The sequence below is a fragment of the uncultured Pseudoteredinibacter sp. genome (genome assembly GCF_947502065.1).
Lineage (GTDB): Bacteria > Pseudomonadota > Gammaproteobacteria > Pseudomonadales > Cellvibrionaceae > Pseudoteredinibacter.
Window position 1 is genome coordinate 234055 of the sequence record NZ_CANMYE010000003.1, and the last position, 18723, is coordinate 252777.

19 protein-coding genes are annotated in these 18723 nt (G+C 48.0%); 3 read left to right on the plus strand and 16 right to left on the minus strand.

What is annotated here, in order from left to right:
* Window positions 1-18: 18 nt before the first annotated feature.
* The 10 genes from era to rpoE form a co-directional block, all read right to left on the minus strand.
* Window positions 19-927 (minus strand): GTPase Era, encoded by a 909-nt coding sequence (gene era / locus Q1A41_RS10680; RefSeq protein WP_299978369.1) that lies wholly within the window; start codon window positions 925-927, stop codon window positions 19-21.
* Between the two features lie 9 nt (window positions 928-936).
* Window positions 937-1638 carry a ribonuclease III gene (gene rnc / locus Q1A41_RS10685; RefSeq protein ID WP_299978372.1) on the minus strand — a complete coding sequence of 234 codons (702 nt, stop codon included), beginning with the start codon at window positions 1636-1638 and terminating at the stop codon, window positions 937-939.
* A complete protein-coding gene (locus tag Q1A41_RS10690) occupies window positions 1625-2044 on the minus strand; it encodes a DUF4845 domain-containing protein (protein WP_299978375.1) in 420 nt (139 codons plus the stop codon). Before Q1A41_RS10690 ends, rnc begins: the two co-directional genes overlap by 14 nt.
* Before the next feature lie 18 nt (window positions 2045-2062).
* On the minus strand, window positions 2063-2899 hold the full coding sequence (lepB, locus tag Q1A41_RS10695; RefSeq protein ID WP_299978377.1) for a signal peptidase I: 837 nt from the start codon (window positions 2897-2899) through the stop codon (window positions 2063-2065).
* 27 nt (window positions 2900-2926) lie between these two features.
* Complete coding sequence (gene lepA / locus Q1A41_RS10700) at window positions 2927-4726, minus strand: translation elongation factor 4 (RefSeq protein WP_299978380.1); 1800 nt, start codon at window positions 4724-4726, stop codon at window positions 2927-2929.
* Window positions 4727-4871: 145 nt separating this feature from the next.
* The gene (locus tag Q1A41_RS10705) at window positions 4872-6275 is read right to left on the minus strand and encodes a DegQ family serine endoprotease (protein WP_299978383.1); all 1404 of its coding nucleotides are present in this window, start codon (window positions 6273-6275) and stop codon (window positions 4872-4874) included.
* 126 nt (window positions 6276-6401) lie between these two features.
* Window positions 6402-6830 carry a SoxR reducing system RseC family protein gene (locus Q1A41_RS10710; protein ID WP_299978385.1) on the minus strand — a complete coding sequence of 143 codons (429 nt, stop codon included), beginning with the start codon at window positions 6828-6830 and terminating at the stop codon, window positions 6402-6404.
* A gap of 16 nt (window positions 6831-6846) precedes the next feature.
* Window positions 6847-7965 carry a MucB/RseB C-terminal domain-containing protein gene (locus Q1A41_RS10715; RefSeq protein ID WP_299978388.1) on the minus strand — a complete coding sequence of 373 codons (1119 nt, stop codon included), beginning with the start codon at window positions 7963-7965 and terminating at the stop codon, window positions 6847-6849.
* 72 nt (window positions 7966-8037) lie between these two features.
* The gene (locus tag Q1A41_RS10720) at window positions 8038-8715 is read right to left on the minus strand and encodes a sigma-E factor negative regulatory protein (protein ID WP_299978391.1); all 678 of its coding nucleotides are present in this window, start codon (window positions 8713-8715) and stop codon (window positions 8038-8040) included.
* Window positions 8716-9005: 290 nt separating this feature from the next.
* Complete coding sequence (gene rpoE, locus Q1A41_RS10725) at window positions 9006-9590, minus strand: RNA polymerase sigma factor RpoE (protein ID WP_299978393.1); 585 nt, start codon at window positions 9588-9590, stop codon at window positions 9006-9008.
* Window positions 9591-9883: 293 nt separating this feature from the next.
* On the opposite strand from rpoE, the gene nadB reads away from it, so the two are divergent.
* Window positions 9884-11515: an L-aspartate oxidase gene (gene nadB / locus Q1A41_RS10730; RefSeq protein ID WP_299978396.1), complete on the plus strand. Its 1632-nt coding sequence runs from the start codon at window positions 9884-9886 to the stop codon at window positions 11513-11515.
* 13 nt (window positions 11516-11528) lie between these two features.
* Here the strand turns inward: nadB and Q1A41_RS10735 are convergent, their stop codons facing one another.
* Together Q1A41_RS10735 and Q1A41_RS10740 are read right to left on the minus strand one after the other, a co-directional pair.
* The gene (locus tag Q1A41_RS10735; protein ID WP_299978399.1) at window positions 11529-11867 is read right to left on the minus strand and encodes a hypothetical protein; all 339 of its coding nucleotides are present in this window, start codon (window positions 11865-11867) and stop codon (window positions 11529-11531) included.
* A gap of 226 nt (window positions 11868-12093) precedes the next feature.
* The gene (locus Q1A41_RS10740) at window positions 12094-12339 is read right to left on the minus strand and encodes a succinate dehydrogenase assembly factor 2 (RefSeq protein WP_299978402.1); all 246 of its coding nucleotides are present in this window, start codon (window positions 12337-12339) and stop codon (window positions 12094-12096) included.
* A gap of 108 nt (window positions 12340-12447) precedes the next feature.
* Between Q1A41_RS10740 and Q1A41_RS10745 the strand changes: the two genes are divergently transcribed.
* Both Q1A41_RS10745 and Q1A41_RS10750 read left to right on the plus strand, forming a co-directional pair.
* A complete protein-coding gene (locus Q1A41_RS10745) occupies window positions 12448-13449 on the plus strand; it encodes a hypothetical protein (RefSeq protein WP_299978405.1) in 1002 nt (333 codons plus the stop codon).
* 51 nt (window positions 13450-13500) lie between these two features.
* Complete coding sequence (locus tag Q1A41_RS10750; RefSeq protein WP_299978408.1) at window positions 13501-14337, plus strand: HDOD domain-containing protein; 837 nt, start codon at window positions 13501-13503, stop codon at window positions 14335-14337.
* Here Q1A41_RS10750 and Q1A41_RS10755 read toward each other — a convergent pair.
* From Q1A41_RS10755 to prfB, 4 genes are all read right to left on the minus strand, one after another.
* Window positions 14334-15221, minus strand: coding sequence for a class I SAM-dependent methyltransferase (locus Q1A41_RS10755; protein ID WP_299978411.1), 888 nt, complete (start codon window positions 15219-15221; stop codon window positions 14334-14336). The two genes, Q1A41_RS10750 and Q1A41_RS10755, sit on opposite strands and share 4 nt — an antisense overlap.
* Before the next feature lie 140 nt (window positions 15222-15361).
* The gene (gene ung, locus Q1A41_RS10760) at window positions 15362-16054 is read right to left on the minus strand and encodes a uracil-DNA glycosylase (protein ID WP_299978413.1); all 693 of its coding nucleotides are present in this window, start codon (window positions 16052-16054) and stop codon (window positions 15362-15364) included.
* Between the two features lie 13 nt (window positions 16055-16067).
* Window positions 16068-17567, minus strand: coding sequence for a lysine--tRNA ligase (lysS, locus tag Q1A41_RS10765; protein WP_299978416.1), 1500 nt, complete (start codon window positions 17565-17567; stop codon window positions 16068-16070).
* A gap of 37 nt (window positions 17568-17604) precedes the next feature.
* A protein-coding gene (prfB, locus tag Q1A41_RS10770; protein ID WP_299978419.1) for a peptide chain release factor 2 occupies window positions 17605-18700 on the minus strand; the annotation gives its coding sequence in 2 pieces (ribosomal slippage) (window positions 17605-18627 and window positions 18629-18700; 1095 coding nt in all).
* Between the last annotated feature and the right edge of the window lie 23 nt (window positions 18701-18723).

Below are 18723 nucleotides of genomic sequence, written 5' to 3' on the forward strand. Positions count from 1 at the left end.
TAAAAAACCCGCCGATTCTTACAGGTCGTCGTAGCCCAAACTACGTAAAGCCCGCTCATCATCCGACCAGCCTGACTTCACTTTAACCCAAAGTTTCAGCATCACCTTACAATCGAACAAATGCTCCATATCTTCTCGTGCTTGAGAACCTATGTTTTTAATCTTCGCGCCCTTATCACCAATAAGGATTCTCTTTTGGCCATCACGCTCAACCAATATTAGCGCAGAAATATGCAATACATGGCCCTGCGCTGAAAATTCTTCAATTTCAACGGTCATCTGATAGGGCAACTCATCGCCTAGCTGGCGAGTAATTTTTTCTCGTACAATTTCCGCTGCCATAAACCGGGAGCTGCGATCGGTAACCTGATCTTCGGGAAAAAAGTGCATGCCTTCTGGCAATCGTTTTTCCACTTCTTTTTCCAGCGCCTCTAGGTTATGCCCCCGTAGAGCCGAAATCGGTACGACCTCTTCAATGGGAAGCTTGTCCATAAGCGTTTGCAGATGCGGAAGTAACTGTTCTTTATCTTCCAACATATCAACCTTGTTTACCGCCAATATAATGGGGCAATTGAGGTTCTGCAGGCGCTTAACGACCATTTCATCTTCTTCGGTCCAAGCCAATCGATCAACTAAAAAAACAACCAAATCTACATCGCGAATTGCCGTTGTAGCAGCACGATTCATATAGCGGTTAATTGCCCGACTATGCTGCAAATGCAAACCCGGAGTATCAACATAGATAAACTGACTCGGCCCTTCAGTTTTGATGCCAAGCACATTGTGTCTTGTAGTTTGGGGTTTACGCGAGGTTATACTGATTTTTTGCTGCAGAATATGATTCAACAAAGTGGATTTGCCAACATTGGGGCGTCCAACAATGGCTATATAGCCACAGCGTTCGGGTTGAACGTTTTTAGAAGTCATAAATCACCCTTACAACTGTTGTTGTTTGATCATATTCAAAGCATCCGCAGCAGCCGCTTTTTCGGCTTTACGGCGGGAAGTCGCTTCAGCCTTAACAGGCTCCGCCAATAGCGCAACGCGGCATTGAACAACAAAGCTCTGTTGATGGTGCTCACCTTCAACTGACACCACCTCATAAACCGGTAAAGCTAACTTGCGAGACTGCATAAGCTCTTGCAAACTGGTTTTGGGGTCTTTGTCTGTTTCCATCAACTGCTGGGCATCTAAACGGCTATCAAACCAATTTAAAACGCAAGATTTTGCTTTTTCAAAGCCAGCATCTTCATAAATGGCGCCAATAAGCGCTTCAACAGCATCGGCTAAAATGGATTCTCGGCGAAAGCCTCCACTTTTTATTTCGCCACCGCCTAGCTTTAAGCTTTCGCCCAAATCAAACTCCCGAGCAATGGCTGCTAAGGTTTCACCTTTAACCAAGGCTGATCTAACGCGACTTAACTGGCCTTCGCTGGCATCGGGAATAATTTCAAACAAGCGCTGGCCGATTACAAAACCTAAAATGGAGTCTCCTAGAAACTCCAAACGCTCATTGTTACGCTTTCCGCAACTGCGATGAGTTAAAGCCAACTCAAGCAGCTCAACATCTTCGAAGTCATGCCCGAGGCGCTGTAACAAGCGAATGCGGCTTGGGCTTTGAGTATTAGGGTTTGGCACGATCGGTACAACAAATCTCTGGGTTACGGGTATCTAAACGATGTCTAAAATGCATGACCACATCAATATTAGAAATAAGATTGTTGCGCACCTCATAATCGATAATCACAATAAAATGATCGTCAATACGCTCAATTGTCCAGTTCTTCGGGTCTGAGGCAGCACCACGAACATTATTTAAAGAGAATTGCTTCGATAAGTTATCTCGCACAGTTCGCGGTGACTTACCAACTACACTCATCGACCCATTGGTGAGAGAAACCAAAGTAGACTTTACAAAGCGGTCGTCGATAAAGGCCGGTACCGTCTGACTTAGGAACATTAACAACGAGCCAAAAATAAAGGCCACCACCAACATACTCGTTAGTGACATACCCTGCTGGCGAGACAAGTTCTTAGATGACATGTTTACTCCCAAATTAGCTTAGTTAATACCGCCGACGCGATCAAAACTGGGCAAGCTTAATAAAGATTCCCAAGTCATCCAAACGGCGAAAGCTTTACCTACGATTGCCGATTCGGGAACCGGGCCCCAATCACGTGAATCCGAGCTATTATCGCGATTATCGCCCATCATAAAGTAATGACCTGCAGGAACCACCCACTCACCGTGGCGACTTAGACGGCCTGGAATAATACTCTTGCGCATATCATGCTCGACTTCACCCAGCTTTTCTTTTACCAGCTGATATTGCGGTCGTGCCGGTGGTAATGAAGCCAATACCTTCTGAGGCATCTCTTCACCGTTAACGTACAGGACATTATTAGTGTAGCGAATATGATCACCAGGCAAGCCAACAACCCGCTTAATATAATAAGTATCGGGCTTGTGGGGCGGGAAAAACACCATTACATCGCCACGCTCTGGATCATTGATATCAAGCACCTTGCTGCGCACAACCGGCAAACGTAAACCGTAGGTAAATTTGTTGACTAAAATAAAGTCGCCAATTTTTAATGTGGGCACCATTGATGGCGACGGAATTTGAAAAGGCTCAGCAATAAAAGAGCGTAAAACCAATACAATGGCCAACACCGGAAAAAACGACTTGGCGTACTCAACGACCACCGGCTCTTGCTCCGCCGCCGCTTCCAAATCAGCCTGCTGCTCTTCACTTAGAGCCTTGGAGCCTTGTTGATTCGTTTTCACTTCAGCCAATTGACGCCTACGACCAGGCGCCAGCATCAAAGCGTCAAACAGCCAAATTGCACCGGTGATCGCAACCGCAAGAACCAGCACTAAGGGGAAATTAATATCCATTAAAAGAATTCACCAAGGTCTTATCAATTAACCGTCGACTTTAAGAACCGCCAAGAATGCCTCTTGGGGAATCTCTACTCGACCAACTTGTTTCATACGTTTTTTACCCGCTTTCTGTTTTTCTAACAGTTTTTTCTTACGGGTAACGTCACCACCATAACACTTTGCGGTTACGTTTTTACGCAGTGCTTTTACTGTAGTTCGTGCAACAACATTGCCACCAATAGCCGCCTGGATTGCCACATCAAACATTTGGCGAGGAATCAGCTCTTTCATTTTGTCAGCAAGTGCACGCCCCTTAAACGGCGCATTGTCTTTATGCACGATCAGCGCAAGCGCATCAACGCGCTCACCATTAATCAATACGTCCAAACGAACCAGATTTGCCTTTTCGAAACGATCAAAGCTGTAATCCAAAGAAGCAAAACCACGGCTTACCGATTTTAAACGGTCGAAGAAGTCCATCACCACTTCGTTCATTGGCATATCGTAGGTAACCGATACCTGCTTACCCGCATACTGCATGTCTTTTTGCACACCGCGCTTCTCAACGCAAAGGGTAATCACTGAGCCTAAGTGTTCTTGGGGTACTAAAATATTGGCTTGGCAGATAGGCTCACGCATTTCTTCGATATCGCCAAGTTCTGGTAGTTTTGATGGGTTGTCGACATAAATCGTGTCACCATCTTTTTTGACGACTTCAAATACCACGGTAGGTGCGGTGGTAATTAGATCGAGATTGTACTCACGTTCCAATCGCTCTTGGATGATTTCCATGTGCAGCATGCCAAGGAAACCACAGCGAAAACCAAAGCCCAAAGCATCAGAGCTCTCGGGTTCATAGAACAGGGAGGCATCGTTTAGCGTTAGCTTGGCCAAGGCATCACGGAAGGCTTCATAATCATCAGAACTGATGGGGAACAAGCCAGCGTAAACCTGTGGTTTGACCTTTTGGAAACCCGGTAAGGCTTCAACCTGCTCGGTTTTGGCATGAGTAATTGTGTCGCCTACAGGTGCGCCCTGAATATCTTTAATACCGGCAACCACATAACCAACTTCACCAGCTTTTAGCTCTTTGGTTGGGTGGCGCTTAGGAGTAAAGATGCCTACACCATCAACAACATGAGCCTTGCCGGTGGATTTCAGCATGATCTTGTCTTTAACGTTTAAGGTACCTTCCTTAACACGAACAAGAGACACCACACCCAGGTAATTATCAAACCAAGAATCAATGATCAGGGCCTGTAGTGGCGCTTCAGTATCACCGACTGGCGCAGGTACCCCGCTGACCAGCTCCTCTAAGACATCTTCAATACCTAAACCCGACTTAGCGCTGCAGCGCACCGCTTCAAGAGCTTCAATACCGATAATATCTTCAATCTCTTGGGCCACACGCTCAGGCTCAGCCTGAGGGAGATCCATTTTGTTCAGTACTGGAATAACCTCTAAGCCTTGCTCGATAGCGGTGTAACAATTCGCCACCGATTGAGCCTCGACCCCTTGCGCGGCATCGACAACCAAAAGCGCACCTTCACAGGCATACAAAGAGCGAGATACCTCATAGGAGAAATCCACATGCCCTGGAGTATCAATAAAGTTCAGCTGATAGGTTTCACCATCGCGGGCCTTGTAGTTCAAGGTCACGCTTTGGGCCTTAATGGTAATACCACGTTCACGCTCAAGATCCATGGAGTCCAGTACTTGGGCTTCCATTTCACGGTCAGAAAGGCCTCCACAATGCTGAATAAAGCGATCAGCAATGGTGGATTTACCATGGTCAATATGGGCAATAATCGAAAAATTACGGATATGGCTGAGGTCAGTCACGATAGTCAAAACATCCAGGGGCGCGCTTTATCAGGCGCCATAAATAAAACGGCCCCGGCAAAAGCCAAGGCACAGGAAAATTATAGGGCGCAAGTCTACCTCATTTAGCCCGGCGGCGCCATTTCAGGCGCGCGCCGGCAATGATTTACTCAGGTAGCGAGAAGCTTCTAAAGACAGGGCGACCGTTCACAAAGAAGCGAATGGGCAGCAGCTCTTTGGCGGGCAGCTCAGACATGATGCTATGGAAGCCTTCAACATCCTTAACTGCCTTAAAGCCCATCTGTACAATCACCATCCCTGGGCGCAGTCCGGCCTTGGATGCTGGACTATCAGGGCGAACGCGCTTAATAATCACACCACCATCTAGGTTCCATGCACGACGTAAACGATCACCTACTTCTTCAACCTCGACCCCAAGTCTGCCACCCATATTGGCTCGAGTGCCGGCGACCTGGTCATTTTCACCCCCAAGCGAGCCAACCGTCACCTCAAGTGTGATTTCCTTACCTTCGCGCATTACCTTGGCATCAACCTGATTACCGGGTTGAGTTCGACCTACCGCATGGGGCAAGTCACCAGAAGTGTTGATGTCGTAACCGTTAAACTTGGTAATCACATCCCCAGCACGCAAACCGGATTCCGCTGCGGGGCCTTTCGGGTCAATTTGAGAAATCAAGGCACCGACCGGTTTTGACATTCCTAAGGAAGCGGCCAAATCTGAATCTACATCTTGGATAGCAACACCCAACCAACCACGATCAACACGGCCTTTTTCGCGCAGCTGCCTAACCACTTCTTGCGCAACAGTTGAAGGAATAGCAAATGAAAGACCGTTAGACCCACCAGAGCGGGTAAAGATCTGGGAATTAATACCAATCACCTCACCCGCCAAATTGAACAGTGGACCACCGGAATTACCAGGATTAATAGCCACATCGGTCTGGATAAAAGGGACATAGTTTTCGTTGTTTTCCGTCGGAATGCTGCGGCCAATGGCACTCACTATGCCCTGACTAGCAGTAAAATCGAGCCCAAAGGGGGAGCCGATAGCCAACACCCACTGGCCTACTTTGAGTTCATCAGAATCACCAAAGCTTAGAAAAGGCAGGTCGCTCGCCTCAATCTTAAGGAGCGCCAGATCAGAGCGCTCATCCACACCAATAACTTCAGCCTCAAACTCACGGTGGTCCAATAAGCTGACACTGATTTCGTCGGCACCATCAATAACGTGATTATTGGTCAACAGGTAACCATCTTCAGAGATGATGAAACCAGAGCCCATAGAGCGAGCCTGACGCTGCGGTTGCTGCCGCTGACGCTGCTCAAAAAGGTGGCGGAAGATTTCCGGAATATCTTGTCGCTGGGGCGCAGAGCGACGACTACGAGCTTTTTCGATGGTATTAATCTTAACCACCGCTGGCGAGCGCTCTTCAATTAAATCGGTAAATTCTGGGAGTCCGCGCGCCTGCAGAGCAGCCGGTAACAACAACAGAATCATGTAAAAATAACTTTGAAAGTGTTTTAGAGACGATGCTTTGCGTCGCGTCATAGTTAACCTCAATAGCGTTTTCTAAAAACGGCTCAAGCCGTAACAGTCATAATTTGGATGTGCCTTTGACAACTTGGTTCCAAACTCAAAGGTAATTTTGTCAGTTGTACAATTTACACACAGATATCATTGAAGGAGGCGCGGCTGATAGCGAGACTGGCAATCCGCTGCGGCTAGACGGTAACGCCCCCACAAACTCCCCAACAACAAGCCCAACACCGCACCCAGAATTGAAAGGCCTTCACCACCCAACTGCTGGCCAACATAGGCCAATACAATCAACATTAGCAAAGGAATTAAATAGGCGATAGCGCTAGCTCGAACCAAAGTAGACTCTTCGATTCCAATACTCACCCTATCTTGTAGCTTAAAGTCGCGTTGCGCCCGCCCATCTAAAGGCACCTTAAGCAAGCCATGACTTTCATTAAGGTTTTGCAATAAGCGCTGGCCACACACATTACGGCCTCGACAGCTATCACAACTGGATTTTTGGGTGGTCTGCAACCACAAATGATCTTCGGCCACGGCTATTATGCGGCCTTCTTCTTCAACCATGTGTTACTTATACTCGCTAGCGCGCTTTTGGTCTCACCGATTCGGCAATCTGCCGCAGGCTGCCACCAGGAATTTCCCCAACCGCTGTCACCGTGTACAACTGCTGCCCTAGGGACATTTTACTCATAACCACGGAGGTTGCGCCACGATGCGTTGTTCCAATGATCACCTGCTCTTCTGTAGCCGGCTGAATAAAGATAGATAAGGCATTTAAACCGTCGGTATACATAATTTGATCGCCGCCGGCTTTGGAAGCTTGCTGCCCTGAAAATACAAAACCTTCGGGCAACCAGCTTGCCTCCCAAGTTTGTCGGGTTTTATGTATCTCTGGCAACTGTTCTTTATCACTACACAGATGCGAACGATCAACCTGCTCCACCTTCTCATCGGTGGCATCCGATGGTGAAAGCTCCACCTCAGGCCCCAATTTCAAGTCAACAAACTGGAAGCGCTCACGAACTTTATTGGCCCCGCCAACCAGCTCCAGCATAAGCGGCAAAGCCGTTTCACGATCGACCGCAATAACATATCCATAACGGTGCTCATCACGAGGCTTTACGCCCAGCAACAGCGCATCGCGATCAGCAATCCGCTGCCGACCTAGAATACTGTATTGATAAAGATCCCAAAGACGTAAAATACGCTCACCTAAGCGCATGCTGGCACCACGTAAAAGATGCTCACCAATCGCCGTACAACTGGCTCCACGACCAACACTGCGGACTTCACGACGTGCACCGTTGAGTTGAATCAAGCTTTCATGCTCAACCCCATCAATCACTTTATGTGAGATGCGCATACTGTCGACATGATTATCAAACTCAAAGGTCACCAAGCCTTGGTAATCCAACTCACGAACGGCGCGAGACATTTTATTGAGGATGAGCTGCACCTCTTTGTGAATAATCACTTGGCGCTCTTGCTCAGTTAAAGGACGGGTCCTCGAGCCTTGGGGGCCTTGCCCCTGTGCAGACGGTGCATCGCCGGACGATTCAAGAGGCGCGGCCGATGAAGGTATATCGGACACCTTAGCGGCGGCGGAGTTACTAGGAGAATGTTCAGGATTTGGCTCAGTTTGAGCAACAGCCATGGCGCTGAAAAGAGACAGCGCCACAGCCAAATAGCTAGCTTGCATGTTAGATCATGACCTCACACCGCTCACCAACATGCCCTATGGCAGGAACATAAAACAGCGGGTATTTACAGATTACTGTTCGATTTTTGGAACACGCGCATAAGGTAACACACCTCGACCACTGTTAGCCGCCGCATTATTGGCATGTTCCATCATTAAAATATTAAGACGTCGCTGCAGCTGCTCCTCAGTTAAGGCCTTTTGTGCGGCCTGCTGACCACTTAGCTGGCTGGGCATTAAGAAATTAGGGCTGCGATTGACGATAGCCGGATTCTGACTTCTTGGTAAGGGGCTGTTAACACCTGCTGCCAGTACGGGCTGCTCTACCAGGGTAGGCTGGCTAATAACTGGGCTGGCTTGCGCCTCGGCTACAGCAGTTTCACCAACAGGCTCCGCAAATTGTTGCCAATTTTGCTGCACACCTAAAACCACTACACAAGCTACCGAAGCGGCAATGGCAAAACGACCGGCTCCGGCCCAAAAGCCTGCTGGCTTAGCGCTGTGCGGAGCTTCTTCTGCTAAAGCCTCTTGAACACCAGGCAGCAGACTGCCGCTGGCTGTAACCGACTCACCACGCATGGCAGCGCCAATCATATGGTAACGGGACCACTGTTCCTCCAGCTTAGCATCTGACTGCTTAAGCAGCCTACGCAATTCCATATCACTGGCTTGATCGTCTACCAAAGCCGACAGTGATTCAGCCAATTGCTGACCCTGCTGACGATGCTGATCAATGGATTTATCGGTCATAGCATTTCCCCGTTAAGCACCCTATTGGCGGTGCTTTAAGTTATTGCAAATCTATTACGGCTCTTCCAATTGAAGGCCATATACGTTTTGCTGCAAGCAATTAGCTTAGTTGCAGCGATAGTGAAGCTGCGACCCCTCACCATCAAAGCCACTTAGGAGCCGCTAAACACGACGGCTAAATGACTAGTCTAACAATCATTCAATATGACTCAGTGACTCACAAAAGGTTCACAAAAAGCTCAGCCAAATTTGAACTCGCGCACATTTTGCGACCTAAGCCCAAGCCCGTACTATTTAAGCAAAGGCGCTATCGCCTTCTCGATCGCCTCTCGGGCACGGAAAATACGGGATCTCACAGTACCTACCGGGCAGGCCATCACACTGGCAATTTCTTCGTAGCTTAAGCCTTCCATTTCTCGCAAAGTTACCGCGGTACGTAAATCCTCAGGCAATTCAGTTATTGCGCGATCGACCACTTCTTGCAGCTCATCGCGAAACAGGTTGTTTTCTGGGCTATCAACGTCTTTTAAGTATTCACTACCACCATAAAATTCGGCGTCCTCTACCTCAACGTCACTTGCGGGTGGGCGTCGATTACGAGAAACCAAAAAATTCTTAGCGGTATTAATAGCAATCCGATAAAGCCAAGTATAAAACGCACTATCGCCCCGAAAATTGGGCAAAGCGCGATAGGCTTTAATGAAGGCTTCTTGGGCGACATCATGCACTTCAGCCGAGTCTTTAATATAGCGGCCGATAATAGACAGGATTTTATGCTGGTACTTTAACACCAGCAAATCGAAGGCTTTCTTGTCCCCTTTCTGAACACGCTCGACCAACTGCTGGTCTGTTGTTGGCGCCGACTGCGCTGCCATGCCTCACTCCAATCAATCCACCTTCAGATGGATGCTATATTGTTCTTTTACTAATTCACTGGCCGATTCTGGGCTTAATTTTACCACGGACGAGCCTAAGATAGCTCATAGACTGGTTAAGCTGAGACAAGTTCCCAAATCAATTAGCAATTTACTTGCTGAGGTTTTACCTAAGTTAGCCAAACTAAGCCACTGTCTTTGCAAAGATTATCCATCAGCCCCTGAAAGCTTGAGATACGGTATACTAGCGCCCAACTTCGCACTCTGTGCCAGTGGATTTTAGGAACTACAGAATGAAAACTCGACACCAATACGACGTGTTAATTGTTGGCAGTGGCGCCGCAGGTCTCACTTTAGCACTGAATCTTGCCGAAAAATTTAAAGTGGCCGTATTGAGTAAATCCGACATCAATCAAGGCTCAACTTGGTTTGCACAAGGGGGTATTGCGGCGGTTTTAGACTCTGATGATTCTGTAGAAGCTCACGTCAAAGACACACTAAATGCAGGCGCAGGGCTGTGCCACGAAGATTCTGTGCGCTTTACCGTAGAAAATAGCGCCGATGCTATCCGCTGGCTGATCGATCAAGGCGTCGATTTTACCCGCGAGGCCGAAAGCGAGGAATACCATTTAACCAAAGAGGGTGGCCACAGCCATCGACGCATCATTCACAGTGCTGACGCCACAGGTCAGGCGGTGCATTCAGCCCTTTCTGATCGTACTCTTAGCCATAAAAACATTGATGTCTATGCGCACCATGTCGCCGTAGATCTGGTCAAACAGCCAAGCCCTAATAGTCGTAAGTTACGCTGCGCAGGCGCCTATGTTTATAACCGCCCCAAAGATAGAGTCGATCTGTTTCAGGCAAAGGCGGTAATTTTAGCAACCGGCGGAGCCAGCAAAGTTTACCTATACACCAGTAACCCCGACGGAGCATCCGGTGACGGCATCGCGATGGCTTGGCGCGCAGGTTGTCGAGTAGCCAATATGGAATTCAACCAATTCCACCCGACCTGTCTATTCCACCCAAAGGCAAAATCATTCTTGATCACCGAAGCCCTCAGAGGTGAAGGCGCTTATCTACGCCTGCCAAATGGCGAGCGCTTTATGCACCGATTCGATGAACGGGAAGAATTGGCCCCGCGAGATATCGTCGCCCGCGCCATTGACCATGAAATGAAACGCCTAGGTAGCGACTGTTTGTATCTCGACATCAGCCATAAACCCGAAGCCTTTATCGCTGAACACTTTCCCACCGTAAAAGCACGCTGCCTTGAATTCGGTATCGATATCACCAAAGAATGGATTCCCGTCGTACCTGCAGCCCACTACACCTGCGGCGGTATCGTAGTTGATCACAAAGGCCAAACCGATTTACAACAGCTTTATGCGATCGGTGAAACCTCATTTACTGGCCTGCACGGCGCTAACCGGATGGCCAGTAATTCCCTACTCGAGTGTATCGTTTATGCCCAAGCGGCCGCACGACACATCAGTGATACAATTAGCGATGTCGCCGACATTCAACCTATCGCCCCTTGGGATGCCTCCCGCGTGACCGATTCAGACGAGGACGTGGTTATCTCCCACAACTGGGATGAGCTGCGACGATTTATGTGGGATTACGTCGGCATTGTAAGAACCCGTAAACGCCTGGAAAGAGCTACCCACAGAATTAAGCTACTGCAAAAAGAAATTGCTGAATACTACAGCAACTACAAAGTGAGTAACGACCAAATTGAACTAAGAAACTTGGCAACAGTGGCAGAATTAATTATTCGATCCGCCATGAGCCGCAAAGAAAGTCGCGGGCTACATTACTCTTTGGACTACCCAGAACTATCGGCAGTGGCCAAAGACACAATTTTGGTACCTATGAATTTCGCCGGGCAAGATTTAATTGTCAATAACTCTCAGAAGCTTTAAAGCGACGCAGCAGTTATTGATATTTGACTCGCTGGCACAATAGGCGCCACTTATTTGCATCATGGCAACGACGCAGCAATTGCAGGCGCCACCCTACTCTATGATCCGGTAGCAAAGACAAAAGTCGACCATATAGCTTACCGATGTTTGCCGCTTCGGCTTGATTTTGTTGCGCCAATAACAGTGCTGCAAGCCTACGAGAAGATAACCTGGCTCGCCAAATCATCATCTCATAATGCTGCCATTCCAGTTCTAACCTAACCGCATTGAGCAGATCCTCACCAACCGCCTGCAATGTAAATTCTACTCCAGCATGCTCACAAGAACAGCAACACAACTGAAAGCCAGACATGGACCAATGCTTAAGCAGCCATAAAGCACAGCTGAGTAGCAAGGTGAGGACAATAAGCCACAGCAGCCAGCTATTTAAAGGTAAAAGCCACAGAACGCAGGCGGCTATAATGAAGTGTAAAGTGCACAGCGAGAGGGCTAGCAAACGAGAAGGCTGCAAGGGCAGCCTAAAGGCCTCAACGGCTCCGCCCGAAAATTTACTTGGCGGCAACAGCTGATCCAAAATTCTAGTCTTGCAGACCAGTGTTATTGCGAATAATAGTGACGATTTTCAGCAATTCTGGGTCTTCAGGGTCCTGGCGCTTTAAAAACCAAGCAAACATATCTTGATCTTCACACTCTAAAAGAGCCCAATAACGCTCCTTATCTTCTTGTTCAAGATTAGGGTAAATATTCTCTAGAAATGGCAACAACACCAGATCTAGCTCTAGCATGCCTCGACGACTGCCCCAGAATAGGCGATTCTTCTCCATAGGTACCTCAATTTCAGCTTTGACTAATTATAATTGAAAGCCTGCGACAGCGACCACAGATGTTAAAAAATATTTTACAATATCGGGCTAATTCAATTAGGAATCACCATGAGCAACTGGTCAGAACTTAAGCAAGCCCTTTCACTCGAGCTAAGCAACAGCGAAGCCGCTAAGAGTTTTAATAGCCCGCTGCAGCTTTGCAGCTTAGATCACAAATGCGCCATTGCTGTGGTGGGCCCAGACAGCAAAAAGTTCTTGCAGGGACAGCTGACCTGTAATTTAGATGACGTTAGCCCCAGTCAATGGCAGCTGGGGGCACACTGCAATCACAAAGGACGCATGATCAGCAGTTTTCGCGCCAGCGCACTTAGCGATGAGCATATCCTTCTTACATTACGCCACAACATTAGCGACTCCGCCCTTGCCGCTTTGGCTAAATATGCGATCTTTTCAAAGGTAGAACTTAGCCTTAACGACAAACTGATGGGCTTAGGTCTTGCCGGCGAGCAAGCTGAGCAACAACTGTCCGCTTGGGAGCTGCCCATTGAAGAAGGGAATAGCGCCTATAAAGACGGTGTGCATGTGCTGAATATTGGCAAGGGGCGCTTCGAACTTTGGGCAGAGCAAGAAAATATAAAGAATTTGCTTGAACAGCTAAAGTCTGAGGCCACTTTGGTCGATAGCTCCCATTGGAAGTTATTAGATATTCAAGCGGGGATCGCTGAAGTTGAAGCGGGTGTTGAGGAAGCAATCATTCCTCAAATGCTCAATTTCAATGAACTGGACGGCATTAACTATCAAAAGGGTTGCTATACCGGCCAGGAAATTATCGCCAGAATGCAATACCGGGGTAATGTTAAACGCCACACAGTTCGCCTCGTCGAGGGGATAACCGAGTCGCAAGTTGAACTTGCAAGCTTATACAGCGGCATGAGTGTTTACGGTGCCAACAAACAAGCTGTCGGTGAACTGGTTAACTTTGCCAAAGGGCCCCAAGGCCTTGAAGCATTAGCTGTTGTCAAAGATGGTGCTGAGCAAACTGCACTAGCATTGTCTGAGGATGGACCCTGGAATTTCACGATAGAACCGCTGCCATATGCTATAACTTAAACACCGGTCGCTCGTTGGCGGCCTAAATGCAGCTTGAAACGAGACGACGCAATGAATCCACTAGCGGCCCAAGCCCGTACAGATATTCTTTCCGCCATTGATAATGACGAATTGGTACTGCCCAGCCTGCCTGAGATAGCTTTGCAAGTGCGCGAGGTCGCTGAAGACCCTGATGCCGGAGTAATGGATCTAAATAAGGTTATTGGCAATGATGTAGCGCTTACCGCCAGAATCATTAAAGTAGCCAACAGTCCGACAATGCGCGGAGCGCAGGAAATCACCAACCTACAAATGGCCCTTTCACGCCTTGGCCTACAGTTTACGGCTTCCCTAGCTATGGGGCTTGCGATGGAGCAAATGTTCCAAGCCAAATCCAAGGAGATCGATCGTCGAATTCGTGAAGTTTGGAGCCGCTCCAGCGAAATTGCCGGGATGTGCAATGTGCTGTGCAAGTTTCGTACAGACCTGCAACCAGACCAAGCAACACTCGCTGGCCTGGTACATAATATTGGCACCCTACCGATATTTAAATACGCTGAAGAAAACCCAGAATCTTTAAACAACCCCTTTGTATTGGATATGCTTATCTATGATCTCGGCGCAGAACTTGGCGACAAGATTTTAAGCACCTGGGAATTCTCGCCAGAACTAGTGCACGTACCAAGTCAGCACCTAGATTTTAACCGAGAAGGCGACGAGGTAAGCTACGCCGATATTGTTACTGTAGCCATGCTGCAAAACTATATGGGCGGCAACCACCCATTTGCCAATACGGACTACGCTACAGTCACTGCCTTTAAACGACTAGGCCTAGACCCCAATATGGAAGATGCCGAAGGCGAAGATATTTCGGCTGAGATGGAAGCAGCAATGTCCATGCTAGCCTAGCCCCCTCTCGAAAAATACATCCCCCAAGCCAATGACCGCCCCTGCTCTGAAATGGCAACGGTCTTGGCTTTAAAGCCTTGGCGCTTAAATTCATTGATCAGATATTTCTGATCTTTAGTGCCTAAAGCAACATCCAATTGATGCGCTAAGCGCTCAATGTTTGCTTCTAAGGCTATCACCCATTGATTGACGATTTGTTGAGCTTGTTGCCCGGTATAGCGTCCGGATTGAACATCCCGAACCCATTGCATCACACCGTGAAGTAGCGCCAACAATAAACTCGATTCTTTTGGCAAACGAATCTGGGCAAATAAGGAATCCATACATAATTTCAGCTCGCAACGCTCGAATTGCTCGCAGTGAAAACACTCCGACCATTGCCGCGCCAATAGAAACAAGGGGCTCTTCATGAGCAGCTGCGCTTCTAGCAACTGCTGCTTAGAGTGAGCACAAAGGTAAGAGCCTTCACGGTGACACAACAGCATAACCTGTGCCCGCTCACGCAAAACTCTAAACAACTCAGCTAATGCCGGCTCTCTGCTTACATATTCAAAACCAAATTGACTGACAACCCAGTCAAAGCTACTCGCTGCAAACCCTAGGCGCGAGCCGTCCATACGGACGAAGCTATGTTTATTTCGCAATTCTAACTGAGGCGAGATATCACTGTAATCAACCCCTGCACGCAGACCACCGTGTTCAAGAGGCAAACGCCGTAAAAGCGCTCCATTACCAGTTGCTATATCCAATACTGATTCTTGAGTGCTTATGCGCTTAAGAAAATATTCAGAGGCAAAGCCATACAACGGGCTAGCAGGGTGAGCCTGTAAAGATTCTCCAGCACCACCGCGCCAATATTGTGACCAACTAAGATGCGTACTCACTCAAAGGCCTTTAATAATTTTATTTATTTGGCCATAGCATGAGCGTAATTGCTCACGGAAATATCACAAAAACTTATGAGTTCGAAGAAAAAGTCGTCAAAATATACAATAAACCGTAGGCGGAGTGCTGTTATTACAAACTATACCGCAGGCACCGCCCAGTTAATTGGGCTCGATCCATGTTGCTGCAAATATTGATTCACAGCAGAAAAGTGACCACAACCAAGAAAGCCTCGATGAGCCGACAGTGGTGATGGATGAACAGATTTGAGAACGCAGTGTTTATGGGTATCAATAATACGTCCTTTCTTTTGGGCGTAGCTACCCCAAAGTAGAAACACTAGGCCTTCACGCTGCTCGTTTAGCAAAGCAATTATGCGGTCGGTAAACGGCTCCCAGCCTTTATTTTGATGAGAGCCTGCACTGGCTTGCTGAACCGAAAGCGTTGCATTAAGCAGCAACACTCCCTGATCAGCCCAGCTTTGCAAACAGCCGTGACTCGCAATGGGAATGCCTAAATCCCGCTCGATTTCTTTATAAATATTCAACAAAGACGGGGGTATTCGAACACCGGCGGGTACAGAAAAGCTTAAACCATGAGCTTGATCTGGCCCATGGTACGGATCCTGTCCTAATACCACGACCTTGACCTTATCAAAAGGGGTGCTATTTAGGGCGTTAAACATCAAGGGGGCCGGCGGGTAAATGGTTTTACCCGCCGCTTTTTCGGCTCGCAAAAAATCACCCAGCTGTTGCATATACGGCTTCTCAAATTCTTCTGCGAGAAGCCTATTCCAACTGCCTTCTAATTGAATATCGCGAGCACTGTACACAAGTGAAGCCTAATTATTCCGGACGCATAGCTGGGAATAGTAAGACGTCGCGGATTGACGGGGAATCCGTGAGCAACATTACCAAACGATCGATACCGATGCCCTCACCCGCCGTTGGCGGTAAACCATATTCCAATGCGCGAACATAGTCGGCATCGTAATGCATGGCTTCATCGTCACCGGCATCTTTTTCGGCAACTTGCTGTTGAAAACGCTCAGCCTGATCTTCCGCATCATTAAGCTCTGAGAAACCGTTTGCGATTTCACGGCCACCGACGAAAAACTCAAAGCGATCGGTAACAAATGGATTGTCATCATTACGACGCGCTAGCGGTGAAACCTCAGCTGGATACTGGGTAATAAAAGTTGGATTATCCAAGCGGTGCTCAACGGTCTTTTCAAAGATCTCGATCTGTACCTTGCCTAAGCCCCAGATATCTTTCATTGGAATACCCAAGCCTTCAGCAATCTTGCGAGCGCCCTGTTCATCAGCAAGCTCCGCAGGGTCCATATCTGGGTTGTACTTCAAGATAGAGTCAAATACAGAAATACGATCAAAAGGTTTTTCGAAATCGTAAATGGTTTCGCTTTCTACTTCACCTTCGGCGTTTTTCACCGTATTGCGAACCTTGGTGGTGCCCAACACCGCATCAGCCATTTTGCGCAACATATCTTCGGTGAGATCCATCAGATCATTGTAATCTGCATAGGCTTGGTAAAACTCCAACATGGTGAACTCAGGATTGTGACGAGTCGACAAGCCTTCATTACGGAAGTTACGGTTAATTTCATAAACACGCTCGAAACCACCGACAACCAAACGCTTAAGGTATAATTCTGGCGCGATACGAAGATACATATCGATATCCAAAGCATTGTGATGGGTAACGAAAGGACGCGCTGTCGCCCCTCCTGGAATCGCCTGCAACATGGGCGTTTCCACTTCCATATAATCTTGGCCGTTTAAGTAGCTGCGAATAAACTCGATAACTTTTGAACGGGTACGGAAAACATCGCGCACTTCGGGGTTAACGATCAAATCGACATAACGCTGACGATAACGCATCTCCTGATCGGCCAGGCCATGGTATTTATCAGGTAGCGGGCGCAAAGATTTGGTCAACAGCTGATAGCTGTCCATGTTAACGTAAAGATCGCCTTTACCCGAGCGGTGCAATTTACCTTCACAGCCAACGATATCACCTAGGTCGAGCTTCTTAGCAAAGGGGCGAGCTTCTTTAGTGATGTACAACTGAATAGTGCCGCTAACATCACGAATCACAATCCAAGGGCCACGCATCGCCATCACTCGGCCAGCCACAGAAATTTGAATATCGTCTTCTTCTAGGGCTTCTTTGCTGATTTGGGCGTGTTTATCTTGTACGTCCTGAGCTTTATGTTTCGGGCGAAAATCGTTCGGAAAGGTTGGACCTTCAGCTTCACGCAGCGCGGCTAATTTTTCGCGGCGCACGGCAACTAATTTGTTTTCGTCTTGTGGCTTGTTATCGCTCATGATTAAAGCTCTTTCGTTAGTTAATTCAGTAAAATTTTTATAGACCAGCCTTCAGGCTTGCCTCAATAAATTGGTCGAGATTGCCATCGAGTACCGCATTACAGTTGCTGGTTTGCACACTGGTGCGCAAATCTTTAATGCGTTGATCATCCAGCACATAGGAGCGAATCTGACTGCCCCAACCGATGTCGGCCTTGCTGTCTTCAGCGGCTTGCTTTTCTTCGTTGCGCTTAAGCATTTCCTGCTCGTACAATTTTGCACGCAGCATCTTCCAAGCTTGATCGCGGTTTTTATGTTGTGAGCGCTGGCTTTGACATTCCGCTACGATACCGGTGGGTTCGTGGGTTAAACGCACCGCAGAATCGGTTTTGTTAACGTGCTGACCACCCGCACCCGATGCGCGATAGGTGTCGGTACGAACATCGGCAGGGTTGATATCAATTTCGATATTGTCATCAATTTCTGGAGACACAAAAACCGAACAAAATGAGGTATGGCGACGATTACCCGAATCAAAGGGAGACTTTCGCACCAAACGATGAACACCCGTTTCGGTGCGTAACCAACCAAAAGCATACTCACCTTCAAAACGGATGGTGGCAGACTTAATACCTGCCACATCACCTGCCGAAGCCTCTTCTAAGGTGGTCTTAAAGCCTTTGGCTTCACCCCAGCGCAAATACATGCGCAAAACCATTTCAGCCCAATCCTGAGCCTCGGTGCCACCAGAGCCTGATTGGATATCAAGATAGGCATTGTTGGGGTCCATCTCGCCGGAGAACATACGACGAAACTCTAGTTTGGCTAGGTGCTGATTTAGCCCCTCAAGCTCGGACTCTACCTCAGCAACGGTATCCTCATCGTCCTCTTCAACAGCCATTTCGAGCAGTTCATGGGCATCGGCTATACCCGCATTTAGAGTATCAATGGTCTCAACCACCGCCTCTAAAGAAGATCGTTCACGGCCAAGCTCTTGGGCTTTTTCCTGGTCATTCCAGACATCAGGCTCGCCCAACAACAGCTCTACCTCGTCTAAGCGCTCTTTCTTGTGTTCATAGTCAAAGATACCCCCTAAGCGTATCGGTACGCGTTTGTAGGTCTTTTAACTGGTTAATAATGGGGTTGATTTCCATAAAGAGTCACTAAATCACTGTTC